Here is a 12,811-nt window from a genome sequence, read left to right as displayed (position 1 = left end):
GTTTATGCTTATTCTGTTAATTGTGGCATTCTTTTTAATAATAGCTCTTTTTGGTCTAAGTGTTCTTAAGTCACTGTTAAATATTAGGTCAATTGTTTATTTAATACCATTTTCTTTTGTGTTTGGGCTTTCTTCTTTTTTAGTATTACTTTATGGACTAGCTTATTTTTTAGGAATATTTAAAGGTAGTGTTGTTGCAATATTGTGGCTATTTTTAAGTTCAATCTTTCTTATTTTGCGATCTCAAAAAGTATTTTTCAGATTTGAAAATCCATTTAATAGAATTCAACTTTCAATTTTATTTTCAATTTTATTGTTTATTTTCTTTTTTACGTACTTAATTTCTGAAAAGTGGGTTGTTTTGGATTTTAAGTTTCATATATCTATTGCAAGTTATTTTGTAAACTCAGATAAATTTCCTCAAGGTGTTTCTAATTGGCCATCTTTATTTATTCCTTATCACTATGGGTTTGATTTATTAAGCGCGGCTATTGTTAAGTTGACAAAAATTAGTGTTGTTGACTCTTTTAGATTAATTGTCCTTGTATCTTCACTAGTGGTCTTTTTATCGTCTTTTGCAATATCAAATTTCTTTCTAAGTCATTTAGAGCATACTTCTTTAGAATTAAGAAAGAATAATTTTTTATGCTCGCTTTTTGGAGCGTTGTTTTTTTATTTTTCAGGAAATTTGCTTTGGCTTGATGCTTTAGTTAGATTTTTACTAAAGCTTTTTCCTGTGGATCAAAACTGGAGCTTGTTTCAAGCTCTTTGTTCACTTGGATTACATGGGAGCATGATTAATGACGTAGGAAGTGGCGGTGTTTTATTTGCTTCTATGGCTATTGGACTGCCGTATTTTTTATTGCTCTTATTTTTATTTCTCGTGTTTCTTGATGAAAATAGATTTTTAAAAAGATATTTAATCTTAATTTTTATTGTGTCACTAGCGTTATTTCATACTGCTGAATGGATTTTGTATATTTTTCTTTTAGCATTAGTACCTTCTTTTTTCTTTTATCTACTCTTGAATAAAGGTGTAAATAAGAAAAACATTTTTGCTAAGCACTTTAGTTGTCTTATAATTTTTACCTCAATAATTGTTTTAAATGGAATTGCATATAGAATTTTAAACCAAGGCTATACTTTTATTCCAGGTTTTTTAGAACTTTCAATAAATCCTAGTTTTTTATCTGTAGAGACTTTTGGAAGATTTGGTAATCTTAATGAACATAGAAATATTAATTTGCTTTCATGGGATTTTCTTAGTGAATTTGGGTTGCAATTTATTTTTTTGTTGTTTGTTATTCTTTGGCTACTAAGAAACAAATTTAAGTTCTTATATTTTATAATCAGCTTTTTATTTATTTCTTTTATAAGTCCTTTTGTGCTTTACATGAAAACATCTCCACCAGATGTTTTGAGATTGTTTCATCCAGGATTTGAAATTTTAAGTCTTTTGTTTTCTTTTTGGTTATTTATGTTAAAAGACAAACTTTCTACTTTGTATTTTAGAAGTGTGATTAACTTTACTCTAGTGGTGGTAATCTTACCTTGTATTTTGAAGCTTGTTTTAAGTGGTATCTTTTCTCCTTCTATATATTTAAACTATGCATATATATCTCTAATGAATTCTCAAATTAGTGAACTTATACAAAATAGAAACCTGTCAGCTTTTGTAGAGAACTTAAATAGTGCTATTACTTTAATTAAAAAAAATGTTATTTTAGATGATTCAGATAAAAAAATATCAGACTATTTGACTGCTAACTCAAAAGTAAATGACTATGGACTCTCATCTTATCCTCTTCCTTTTGATTTTGTGGGGATACCTTGTTATTCAGCAATTAGGGGTTCAAGTTTGCCTAGAAAGATTACCTATATTACATTGCTTAAAACACTTGATCCTTATTTAATTAAGGAATTAAGTATTAGATGGTTGCTTTTAGAAGGGTCTACAGCATCTGTAATAAATTCAGATGCTTTAAATTCTCTTATACAAGGAGGATTTTTAAAAGAAGTTTTAAGAGTTACAAATTCCATTGGAGCTCAGCTTGGGCTTTATGAATTTAATAATCTTGAAAAGTATATAAAAACAAACTCAAGGAAAACATACTGGACATTTTTTAATTATTTAAGCGATGATTTGATTCCTGTCGTTGATTCAAGAAGAGAGAAAGTAATTTGTTTGTTTAAGTCTGAAAAAGAAGCCACTTCATTTCTAAAAAGGCAGATTAAAATGGATCCTGCATTTAAAAACTATAAACCTTTTGTAGATGCAATGAAAGAAGATATTCTTAAACAAACAGAGAGCAATACAGGAATTAAACTTATGTATATGTGATTATCGCAAGTTTGAAGACTGATTGAGCAAAACGACCTGATTCTCTTCTATCAGTGACAGCAGAGGACCACGTCCGTGAGGACGTGGGGGAATGCTGCCCAAAGACGTAAAATTGTAAAATATATGAGTGGAAATAAAACTAAGTTCACATGGAGCATATAGGTACCAATATCCTGTGGTGTGGATACCGAAGTATAGGAAAAAAGTTCTTGTAGATGAAGTCAAAGTATTAGCTGAGAAATATATAAAAGAAGTAAGCAATTATCATCCGGATGTTCATGTTGTACAAATGAATATGCAACCAGATCATGTGCATTTGATTGTAGAAATACCACCGAGATATGCAGTATCAGAAATTATAGGAAAGATGAAACAGAATAGCGGGAGAAAAATCAGGAGAGAAGTAAGAAGTATACGGAGAGTATATTGGGAAGAAGGAGTATTTTGGTCGCCCGGATTTTTTTCGTCGACAGTGGGAATGGATGAGGAAGAAATAAGGAAATATGTAGAGAATCAGGAAGAAATTGATAAAGGAGAATATCAGCTGAAACTGTTCAAAGTGCCACGTCCTTACGGACGTGGGTATCTACTTACCACCATCATAAAAATTTCTTCATGATATTCACCTTCAAAAATTACGTTAAAATCCAAATCATGCCATAGTTTTCTAAAAACTAAACATGGACCTACACTCTTTGACCATACATGAGCAAGTTCTTCATTTAGGTTTACTAAGCTTGTAATATTTCCAAGTTTTGCAAGTTTAAAAGTAGCCTTCTCAATTTTCTCTTGGAGTTTAGGATCATCTTTTCTACCTACAGAAAAACACACTCTATGTTTGCGTTTACCTTCTTTACTAACATATGATTCGATCAGTTGAACATATTCAACTACAGTTCCATTCTTATTCGTTCGTTTTTTTATCTTGATGTGCATCAGCAAATATGCTTTAATAATCTACAAGATGTACTCTTTATGCAAGATACAACAATTCGTGGGCCTACCGGTTTTTTCACTTTTTAGAACTTAAACCACTTTATTTTGCCCTATTTTCACAAAATCACTACTTTACCCTATTGTAAAGTTTCAAACTTGCATTAATGGCCATTAAAAAAGTTATGGGATTAGATCATTTAGTTTACGGGCTAGAAAATATTATTTAATAGCCATAAACATTCCATTTTTTACTTGGTATATAGAAAATGCAGGATTTAATAAATCACCATTTGCATCAAATGAAATTTTGCCGCTTAAGCCTGGATAATCTTTTGTTTCTTTAATTACACTTGCAATTTTTTCTGGGTTCTTTTCTTTTACTTTTTTTATTGCTGAGACTAAGATATTTGTTGCGTCAAAAGAGTTTGCAGAATAAGCACCAAGTTCTTTGTTGAATTTCTTCTTGTAACTTTCTAGAAAGTCTTTGTCTATAACTGGCTTAAGAGAAATAACTAAAGCTCCCTCACTTGCATTTTTTGCAGCTTCTATAAACTCTTGATCAAATACTCCTTCACTGCCAAGAAAAGCTACACTAAGTCCTAAGTTTTTCATTTGCTTAAGAAACTTAGCTGCATCACCATATTCACCTACAAAAAATACAAGATTTGGAGATTTACTTTTTATAGAATTAATTTCTTTCGCATAATTTTTTGTATCAACTTTATAAGTTTCATAAAAAACAATTTCTGCATCCTTAGGATTTGAGTTTATTTCTTTTACAAACTCAGATGCAAGACTTTGTCCATAACTTCTATTGTTATACAGAACAGCAATTTTTTTATAACCTTTTTCAAGTACAAAACTTGCTGACACCTTGCCTTGCTTGTCATCTCTGCCAATTGTTCTAAAAACATATCCTCTTACTGGTTTTCTTTCAGTAAAAAGAGGGCTTGTTGAAGCAGGAGAAATTTCAGGGATCATTGCTTTTGAATAAACCTCAGAAGCTGGAATTGATATGTCTGAATTTAAATGTCCAATTACACCTAAGACCATTTGATCAACTAAACTTCTTGCTCTTAGAGTAGCTTCACCAGCTAATCCTCCATCATCAACATTAACTAACTCAATTTTCTTACCACCAATGCCGTCACTTTGATTAATTAAGTCAACGGCAAGTTCTGCGCCATGAACTATAGACAAACCTAATGCTTTATATGGACCAAATTGAGGGGCTGCAACTGCTATTTTGTAAGTGTCATCATTTTTGCTTAATGACTGACTAACAGTTGGTGATTTGCTGCAACCCACTAGGAGAAAGACTATAGACCATAGACCATAGACCATAGACCTTTTTATGGCCCCTTGTCTATAGTCTATAGTCTGTGGTCTTGTTCTACGTGTTTCCATTTTCAATCACCTCAAACTTTCCATTTACTACCTTATTTAAAACAAATCCTTTTGTAGTTAAATCACCATTTTTGTCAAATGTAATTACTCCTGTTACACCATTAAAATGATTTGTTTTTGCAACTTCCATTGCAATTTTTTCTGGACTTTTTTCCTTTACTTTTCTAATTGCACTTATTAAAATATTTGTAGCATCATAAGTGTTTGCTGAATAGCCAGTTGGTTCATGTTGAAAATGTTTTTTATATTTTGTAACAAACTCTTTATTTACAATGGGTGGAGCTGATATTACAACTGCACCTTCTGTCCTTTTTCCACCAATTTGAATAAACTCATTGTGATAAACACCATCGCCACCAATAAACTTTGTACTTGTTAAACCATACTTAGAAAAATCTTTTACCAAATATCCTGCATCGTTATACTCTCCTGCAAGAAAAACTATATCTGGTTTTACAAATGAAATTTGAGATAAAAGTGCACCATAATCTTTCTTCCCACGTTCAATTTTATTATAAAAAACAATTTCAGGTCTTAAGACTGGCTTTGAATTTACTTTTAAAGACTTTGCTAATTCTCCCGCCAAACTACGACCATATTCCCTGCCATTGTGTAATATTGCAACTCTCTTAAAACCATTTTTAATAATATAATCTGCAAGAATTTTACCCTGTGTATCATCTCTCCCTATAGTTCTGAACACATATCCATTTACTGCTTTTCTCTCTGTAAAATATGGGCTTGTACTACCTGGAGTTATTTGTGGAATCATTGCACGAGCATAAAATTCAGAAGCAGGAATAGAAATATCTGAGTCAAGATGGCCAATTACTCCAAGAACCATATCAGTTCTTGTCAAACGATAAGCAAAAAAAGCTCCTTCACCTACTAAGCCACCATCATCTTCTTTTATTAAAACTAATTTCTTCCTTTCAATTCCACCTTCTTCGTTAGCCTCCTTTACTGCTAGCTCAGCTCCATTAATTACTGACTCTCCAAGAGCTGGATCAGTACCAGTAAGTGGTGCAACTACTGCAACTTTATAAACATCTTCAATTACATCTTGTTTAAGACAACCTGTTGGGAGAAATAAAATCAAGAAAATTAAACAGCTTGCAAAATATTTTTTCATTATCTTTTCCTTTACTAATTAACCTGCTTGTTTTTTTAATTCTAATCTAATTTATTTAACTCTTCTACTGATGTTATCAATTTAACTGGCAAAAAACCTTCTTGAACTACTATATCCTGCCCTTCCTCGCTTAACACATAGTAAATATATGCTAACTCTAAGTCAGTAGAATCTTTTTTAATTGCATAGTAAAGATCCCTAAAAAGAGGATATTTTTTCTTGTATGCAGCTGCATAAGTTGGTGGAACATTATCTATAGATAATGTTTTAACAGTAGTATCAAGATAACTAAAAGGCAGATAGCCAAGTGAATATTTAAAAATTGCAATGTTAGCTTTCATTTCTGAACTTGAATTTGAAACAATTGACTTTAATGTGATGGGAGTACCTTTTATTCCTTTTTCTTTTGATTTCTCCATTACAAGCTCTTCAATTGCTGCACGTGTACCGTTGCCTGATGAATCATTGATTAATTGAATGGGCTTATCAAATGGAGCACCAAGATCTTTCCAGTTTTTAATTTTGCCTGATAAGATATCACGCAGTTGCTCCATTGAAATATTATTAACTGGGTTTGAAGGGTGAATAACAATTGCAAGAACATCATGTGCAACTACAAATACTTTTAAATTATTTGCTTCTTCTTGTGTAAACTTTCTTGAACTTGCTGCAATCTGAGCAATATTATTTAAGACTGCAATTGGTCCAGCACTTGAACCTCCCCCTTGAACTAAGACTTCAGCACCAACATCTTTTCTGTATTTTGTAGCTAAGTGTTCTGATAAGGGAAGCATTGTTGTAGAGCCAACTATTACAAGGCGAGGAGCACGGGCATAGGACTTAGAATTGAGAATTGAGAATTGAGAATTGAGAATTAAAAGGAGACAAAAGATTATAGACCATAGACTGTAGACTCTTTTCTGGTCTCTGGTCTTTGGTCTATGGTCTTTGGTCTCTAGTCTCTGGTCTCTCATCAGTTCCATTATAATAGCTTTTAGCTAAAAGCTTTAAATGAACTTCTTTATGCAACACGAACTTCAAGATCTGAGGAGTCTTTAGGTAAGCCCAGCCAGCTTTATAACATTTAAAACTCTTTTTCAATTTTCAAAACTACGATTACTAACATTAAACTAGACTTCTAATTAGAAATCAAATAAGATGTATCTCTGTCAAAACACTTATGAAAAAGAGCATAAATATAGTCTTTCTTGGAGCCCCAGGAGCCGGGAAAGGCACTCAAGCAAAAAAAATATCTCAAGGGTTAAATCTTCCTCATATTGATACAGGAAGTTTAATCCGTGAAGCAATTAAAAATCAAACAGAACTTGGAATAAAAGCAAAGGAATTTGTTGAAGCAGGAAAATTAGTTCCAGATCAATTAGTCATTGACCTCATAAGGGAAAAAGTTAGAGCATTTAATGGATTTATTTTAGATGGTTATCCACGAACAATAGCACAAGCAAATGCATTAAATCAATTGCTTAATGAATTAAGTCTTGAACTTACTTTTGTAATAAATTTACAAGCACCAGAAGAAATTTTAATAAAACGTTTAAGCTCAAGAAGGCTGTGTTCTAACAAAACCTGTGGAGAGATTTATAACGTAATTTCAAAAAAACCAAAAATAGAAAACAAATGTGACCTATGTAATTCACCTTTGTATCAAAGAAAAGATGATACAAAAGAATCTGTACAGGAAAGACTAAGTGAATATTACAACAAAACTGCACCACTAGAAAAATACTATAAAGATCAAGAGAAGTTGCTTGATGTAGATGGTGCAAAAGATCCAAATGATGTTTATAATGAAATATTGAAAGCATTAAATGCCAATAACAATTTATGATAAAGATCAATATGAACTCATTAAAAAAGCTGGCAAGTTAGCATGTGAAGCTCTTGACTTAGCATGCTGCTCCATAAAAGCTGGGATGAGCACTTGGGAAATTGATCAAATTGTTGAAGAGTGGATTAGATCTAATGGAGCAATACCTACCTTTAAAGGTTATCTTGGTTTTCCTGCTTCTTTATGTACATCTGTAAATCATGAAGTAGTCCATGGTATCCCAAGTAAAGAAAAGATTTTGAAAGAAGGTGACGTTATAAGTTTGGACATAGGAGTTACTGTAAAAGAAAAGTTTAACAACAAGGAATGGAACTATGTTGGGGATACTGCTAAAACTATTCCTGTAAATCCAGTAAGTAACAATGCTTTAAAACTTTTAGCTGATACAGAAGCTTCACTGTATAAAGGAATAGAAGTTTGTAGAGCTGGAAAAACAATTAAGGACATCTCAACTGCAGTAAACAAGGTTGCCACTAGTGAGAAGTATGGAATAGTTAGAATGTTTGGTGGGCATGGAATTGGATTTGAATATCACAGTGAGCCATTCATACCAAACTGGCCTGAATATTTTGCAAGTAATCAAGATACTGAAATAAAAGTAGGTATGCTTTTATGTATTGAACCAATGTTTAATCTAGGGTCTGACGATGTCCGTAGACTAAAAGATAACTGGACAATTGTTACTGTGGATCATAAGTTATCTGCACATTTTGAACACACAGTTCTTATTACAGAAGAAGGACCTTTTATAACAACTAGTACGCTATAATTATCATATGCCTAAAGATGCAATTGAATTTGAAGGTGTAATTAAAGAGTCATTGCCAAATGCAATGTTTAGAGTAGAGCTTGCAAATGGTCATTTAGTATTAGCTCATATCTCAGGCAAGATAAGAAAGAACTTCATAAAAATACTGCCTGGTGATAAAGTAAGAGTTGAACTTACTCCATATGACTTAAAGAGAGGAAGAATAACTTACAGGGTTCAGGATACAAGATAAATGAGGAGTTACCTATGAAGCATAGGGCATCGGTAAAAAAAATTTGTGCAAAGTGTAAAATTATTAAGCGTAAAGGGCGTGTAAGAGTTATTTGTGAAAATCCAAAGCATAAACAAAAGCAAGCGTAGAGACGCAATTAATTGCGTCTCTACGCTTCGTGCAATTGCTTTTGTCTACCTACTTGTCGTAATTGCTTAAAGAAGATAAAATTCTTACTCTGTCATTTATTTATAAATTAGAATATTTAAAAGAAAAATTACTATGGCACGATTTGCAGGAGTTGATTTACCACAAAATAAAAGAGCAGAAATTTCACTTACCTATCTCTATGGTATAGGTAGATCTTTAAGCAATAAGATTTTAGAAAAAACTGGAATAGATAAGAATAAAAGGATGAAAGATTTATCTGATGCTGAAATAAATAAATTGAGAGAAGAAATTGAAAAAAATTACCAAGTTGAAGGTGATTTAAGAAGGATTGAAGGGCTTAATGTAAAAAGGCTAATTGAAATAAATTGTTACAGAGGGATGAGACATAGAAAGGGTTTACCAGTTAGAGGCCAAAGAACAAGAACTAATGCTAGAACTAGAAGAGGCAGAAAGAGAATGACTGTAGCAGGAAAGAAACAAACACCTAATCCAAAATAATGAAACCAAAAAAGAAGGAAAAGAAAAGTGTATCAAGTGGAAGGATCCATATTCAGTCTACTTTTAACAACACCATTGTTACTGCAACTGATTTACAGGGTAGTACCTTAGCATGGTCAAGTGCAGGAGCTTGTGGTTTTAAAGGTGCAAAAAAAGGTACGCCGTTTGCAGCTCAACAAGCAGCAATATCTGTTGCAAGAAAAATTATTGACAATGGAATGAGACAAGTAGAAGTTGAAGTAAGTGGACCTGGCGCAGGAAGAGAAACAGCAATTAGAGCACTTCAATCAGCAGGCTTAAGAGTAACACTTTTACGAGATGTAACTCCAATACCACATAATGGTTGCAGGGCACCAAAAAGGAGAAGAGTATAATCTGGAATTAATTGAGAATTGAGAATTGAGAATTAATTAAGGAATTCAAAAGGAGTAAACAATGAGCAAGATAGAAGTAAAATGTCTGGAAAATAAAACAAACAATGATGGTTCATTATATGGGAAGTTTTTAATTGAACCATTTGACAGAGGATTTGGAACAACAATTGGTAATTCTCTAAGAAGAGTACTATTGTCAAGTACTCTAGGTTCAGCTGTAACTGCAATTAGGATTGAAGGAATTACGCATGAATTTTCTAGCGTGCCAGGAGTTGTTGAAGATGTAATTGATATAACACTAAACTTAAAGGGCCTTGTTATTAAGTCATTCTCAGATCAACCACAAACATTAAAAATTTCTGCCAAGGGTCCAAAGGCAGTTTATGCAAAAGATATTATACTTCCAGCTGACGTACAAATAATTAACCCTGACTGGGGAGTTGCCACCTTATCAGGAGACGGCAAGCTTGAAATGGAAATTATCATTGAAAATGGTGTTGGTTATGTACCAGCTGATAAACAAAAAGCACTAAACAGAGCAATAGACTTTATCCCAGTAGACTCTGTATTTATGCCAATTAGAAAAGTTACTTACTCAATTGAATCAGGAAGAACGCCTGAAGGAGCTGACTTTGACCGTGTAATAATGGAAATCTGGTCAAATGGAAGTATTGAACCAACTTTAGCACTTGGACAAGCAGCTGCAAAACTTATTGAAAAGATGGCTTCCATTGCACAATTTTCAGGTGAGTTAATTAGTATTCCAGTGCAGGTTGAACCACAAAAAGTTGAAGAAGTTATAGATCAAAGAAGAGAACTAAGCATTGAAGAACTTGAACTTTCAGTAAGAGCATATAACTGTTTAAAAAGAGCAAATATAAACTCACTTGGTCAACTCTTAAGTTTGTCTTATAACGATCTAATGAACATTAAAAACTTCGGAAGAAAATCTGCAGATGAAGTTTTAGAAAGATTACATGCAATGGGTTTACACCTTTCTGATGAAGCTATACCAGCAGGCTTACCTGAAGAAAGTAGTGCAGAAAGTGAAGCATTTTCTACATAAGAGGAACACATAGACATAACTGAAGAATGAGACATTTACGAAAAAGAAATAAATTAGCAAGGCCTGCTGATCAAAGAAAAGCAGTGTTAAGATCACTTGCAAATTCTTTTTTTAAAACAGGCGAGATAAAAACTACTCTTGGAAAAGCAAAAGCTGTTCAAGGTGAAATAGAAAGGTTGATTTCTCTTGCAAAACGTGGAGATATGCATGCAAGACGTCAAGCAGCAGCTTTTTTGTATGAAAAAGATGTAGTAAAAAAACTTTTTAATGAGATTGTTGGTAACTTTAAGACTAAAAAAGGCGGATACACAAGATTAATTAAAACACTGCCAAGGCGTGGTGATGCTGCTCCTGCGGCAATTTTACAATTGGTTAGTTAATGGCAAATCTTATTATAAATGCAGGACCTGTTAAGTTAAAAAACCCTGTCCTTCTTGCATCTGGTACATGTGGTGTTGCAGCACGTGAGTTTCTTCCTTATTTTAATTTAAACGAACTTGGTGGAATAGTTACTAAAAGTCTTAGCATAGAGCCAAGAGATGGTAACCCAACACCTAGAGTTGTAGAGATTGGAAACTTTGGCATGCTTAATTCTATTGGTTTACAAAATCCTGGAATTGAACATTTCTTAAAAAATGACTTGCCATTTTTAGTAGAACAAAATGCAACAATAATTTTAAATGTTGTTGGTGAAACATTAGATGACTATATTAAAGTAATAGATCATATTCAACATTGTAGAGACGTATGGCCATACGTCTCTACAATAGAATTAAATCTTTCTTGTCCAAATGTAGAAGGTGGTCTTGATTTTAGTCAGGATTCAAAAAAGGCCTTTTTACTTATAAGTGAAATTAAAAAAATTACAAAGATTCCTATCTGGGCAAAACTTTCTCCAAATATCACTGATATTACAGAAATTGCAAAAGCTTGTATTGATGCAGGTTCTGATGGACTATCATTAATTAATACAGTACTTGGTCTTGCTATTAACAAATGGACAAAAAAACCGACACTTCCAAGAGTGGTAGGTGGTTATAGCGGGCCAGGAGTAAAGCCAATTGCACTTAGAATGATTTGGGAGACATACAAAAAATTTCCAAACACTCCCATAATTGGAATTGGAGGGATTCATACTACTGATGATGCTATTGAGTTTTTGCTTTGTGGTGCCAGTTGTATACAAATTGGCACAGCAAATTTTGTAAATCCAATGACAAGTATTGAAATAATTAAAGGACTTCAGGATTACTTAGAAAAGAATAAATTAAGTTCTATAGGTGAATTAACAGGGCTTGCACATAGAGAGAAAGTGGTAACGTTTGCAAAAGGGGTTAATATATTGTGAATGAATCAATGTCTTACTTTCCAGGAATAATCTTTACAAACAGTCCTACAGGAAGAAGGGCTTCAGTTAGTGGAACAGGACTTGATGTGTGGGAGCTTATTATGATTTACAAAAACTACAATAAGAATGTAAGAAAGATTCTTGAAGCTTATCCTATAACACAATCCCAGCTAAACTCAGCATTAAGCTATTATTCAAAATATAAGGATGAGATAAATGAAGAAATAAAAGAAAATGAAGATCTTGAAACACTTCTCTCATCTCCTAAAGAATTCCCATGGATTAAGAGAATAAGGGTTTAAATGAAACTTTATCTTGATGAAAATATCCATCAAAAGGAAAAAGATTCTCTCATAAATCAGGTTATCTATTTAACGAAATAACCATCAGAACATCACAAGGAATTTTTTAGAAGAAAATCAGTTATATGCAAATGATCAATTCCTTCATAGTAAAGTTTTAAGCATACTTAAAATATGCCACTCTAATAACAAAAGTTTTAAGTATACTTAAAACTCTAGAACTTAGATAAAACTACAGGAACATAATATGCTTCTTAACCAACATTAAGCTAGAACGACTTGTGAAAAATTAAGTTCAAAAGCAGCTTAATCCACTTTGAGAATGTATGAGCAAGGTGAGCAACTCTCATTTCAAGTTTAGTGTAAATAGATTTATAACATCTGACATAACGATTAGCCATATGTTCTTG

16 protein-coding genes are annotated in these 12,811 nt (G+C 32.6%); 12 read left to right on the top strand and 4 right to left on the bottom strand.

The genetic code is table 11. The features are described 5' to 3' along the window. The first annotated feature begins 4 nt into the window (after positions 1 to 4). Both HYY52_06120 and tnpA read left to right on the top strand, forming a co-directional pair. Positions 5 to 2,341 (top strand): hypothetical protein, encoded by a 2,337-nt coding sequence (locus HYY52_06120; GenBank protein MBI2996267.1) that lies wholly within the window; start codon positions 5 to 7, stop codon positions 2,339 to 2,341. 175 nt (positions 2,342 to 2,516) lie between these two features. Beyond that, positions 2,517 to 2,960 carry an IS200/IS605 family transposase gene (tnpA, locus tag HYY52_06115; GenBank protein MBI2996266.1) on the top strand — a complete coding sequence of 148 codons (444 nt, stop codon included), beginning with the start codon at positions 2,517 to 2,519 and terminating at the stop codon, positions 2,958 to 2,960. Here tnpA and HYY52_06110 read toward each other — a convergent pair. The 4 genes from HYY52_06110 to HYY52_06095 all read right to left on the bottom strand — a co-directional run bounded on the left by HYY52_06110 (position 2,912) and on the right by HYY52_06095 (position 6,610). Next, complete coding sequence (locus tag HYY52_06110; GenBank protein ID MBI2996265.1) at positions 2,912 to 3,277, bottom strand: hypothetical protein; 366 nt, start codon at positions 3,275 to 3,277, stop codon at positions 2,912 to 2,914. The two genes, tnpA and HYY52_06110, sit on opposite strands and share 49 nt — an antisense overlap. A gap of 219 nt (positions 3,278 to 3,496) precedes the next feature. Continuing rightward, positions 3,497 to 4,684, bottom strand: coding sequence for a branched-chain amino acid ABC transporter substrate-binding protein (locus HYY52_06105; protein MBI2996264.1), 1,188 nt, complete (start codon positions 4,682 to 4,684; stop codon positions 3,497 to 3,499). Then, on the bottom strand, positions 4,671 to 5,816 hold the full coding sequence (locus tag HYY52_06100; protein ID MBI2996263.1) for a branched-chain amino acid ABC transporter substrate-binding protein: 1,146 nt from the start codon (positions 5,814 to 5,816) through the stop codon (positions 4,671 to 4,673). Before HYY52_06100 ends, HYY52_06105 begins: the two co-directional genes overlap by 14 nt. A 41-nt stretch (positions 5,817 to 5,857) precedes the next feature. After that, on the bottom strand, positions 5,858 to 6,610 hold the full coding sequence (locus tag HYY52_06095; protein MBI2996262.1) for a phosphate ABC transporter substrate-binding protein: 753 nt from the start codon (positions 6,608 to 6,610) through the stop codon (positions 5,858 to 5,860). Positions 6,611 to 7,008: 398 nt separating this feature from the next. Here HYY52_06095 and HYY52_06090 point away from each other — a divergent pair, with 398 nt between their 5' ends. The 10 genes from HYY52_06090 to HYY52_06045 all read left to right on the top strand — a co-directional run bounded on the left by HYY52_06090 (position 7,009) and on the right by HYY52_06045 (position 12,401). Beyond that, complete coding sequence (locus tag HYY52_06090; protein ID MBI2996261.1) at positions 7,009 to 7,662, top strand: adenylate kinase; 654 nt, start codon at positions 7,009 to 7,011, stop codon at positions 7,660 to 7,662. Further along, positions 7,643 to 8,431, top strand: coding sequence for a type I methionyl aminopeptidase (gene map, locus HYY52_06085; GenBank protein ID MBI2996260.1), 789 nt, complete (start codon positions 7,643 to 7,645; stop codon positions 8,429 to 8,431). The genes HYY52_06090 and map overlap by 20 nt, the downstream gene beginning before the upstream one ends. 7 nt (positions 8,432 to 8,438) lie before the next feature. Then, complete coding sequence (gene infA, locus HYY52_06080; GenBank protein ID MBI2996259.1) at positions 8,439 to 8,663, top strand: translation initiation factor IF-1; 225 nt, start codon at positions 8,439 to 8,441, stop codon at positions 8,661 to 8,663. A gap of 14 nt (positions 8,664 to 8,677) precedes the next feature. Further along, positions 8,678 to 8,791 (top strand): 50S ribosomal protein L36, encoded by a 114-nt coding sequence (rpmJ, locus tag HYY52_06075; GenBank protein MBI2996258.1) that lies wholly within the window; start codon positions 8,678 to 8,680, stop codon positions 8,789 to 8,791. 133 nt (positions 8,792 to 8,924) lie between these two features. Next, complete coding sequence (gene rpsM, locus HYY52_06070; protein MBI2996257.1) at positions 8,925 to 9,311, top strand: 30S ribosomal protein S13; 387 nt, start codon at positions 8,925 to 8,927, stop codon at positions 9,309 to 9,311. After that, positions 9,311 to 9,685 (top strand): 30S ribosomal protein S11, encoded by a 375-nt coding sequence (gene rpsK, locus HYY52_06065; protein MBI2996256.1) that lies wholly within the window; start codon positions 9,311 to 9,313, stop codon positions 9,683 to 9,685. The genes rpsM and rpsK overlap by 1 nt, the downstream gene beginning before the upstream one ends. A 61-nt stretch (positions 9,686 to 9,746) precedes the next feature. Next, a complete protein-coding gene (locus HYY52_06060) occupies positions 9,747 to 10,751 on the top strand; it encodes a DNA-directed RNA polymerase subunit alpha (protein ID MBI2996255.1) in 1,005 nt (334 codons plus the stop codon). A gap of 26 nt (positions 10,752 to 10,777) precedes the next feature. Beyond that, entirely contained in the window at positions 10,778 to 11,131 is a 354-nt protein-coding gene (gene rplQ / locus HYY52_06055; protein MBI2996254.1) for a 50S ribosomal protein L17, read from the top strand. After that, on the top strand, positions 11,131 to 12,099 hold the full coding sequence (locus HYY52_06050; protein ID MBI2996253.1) for a dihydroorotate dehydrogenase: 969 nt from the start codon (positions 11,131 to 11,133) through the stop codon (positions 12,097 to 12,099). Before rplQ ends, HYY52_06050 begins: the two co-directional genes overlap by 1 nt. Then, the gene (locus HYY52_06045; protein MBI2996252.1) at positions 12,096 to 12,401 is read left to right on the top strand and encodes a hypothetical protein; all 306 of its coding nucleotides are present in this window, start codon (positions 12,096 to 12,098) and stop codon (positions 12,399 to 12,401) included. The genes HYY52_06050 and HYY52_06045 overlap by 4 nt, the downstream gene beginning before the upstream one ends. Positions 12,402 to 12,811: the final 410 nt, after the last annotated feature.

This window comes from Candidatus Melainabacteria bacterium (assembly GCA_016193285.1).
In the GTDB taxonomy this organism is placed as follows: domain Bacteria; phylum Cyanobacteriota; class Vampirovibrionia; order 2-02-FULL-35-15; family 2-02-FULL-35-15; genus JACPSL01.
This window is presented reverse-complemented; position numbering and strand designations above follow the sequence as displayed.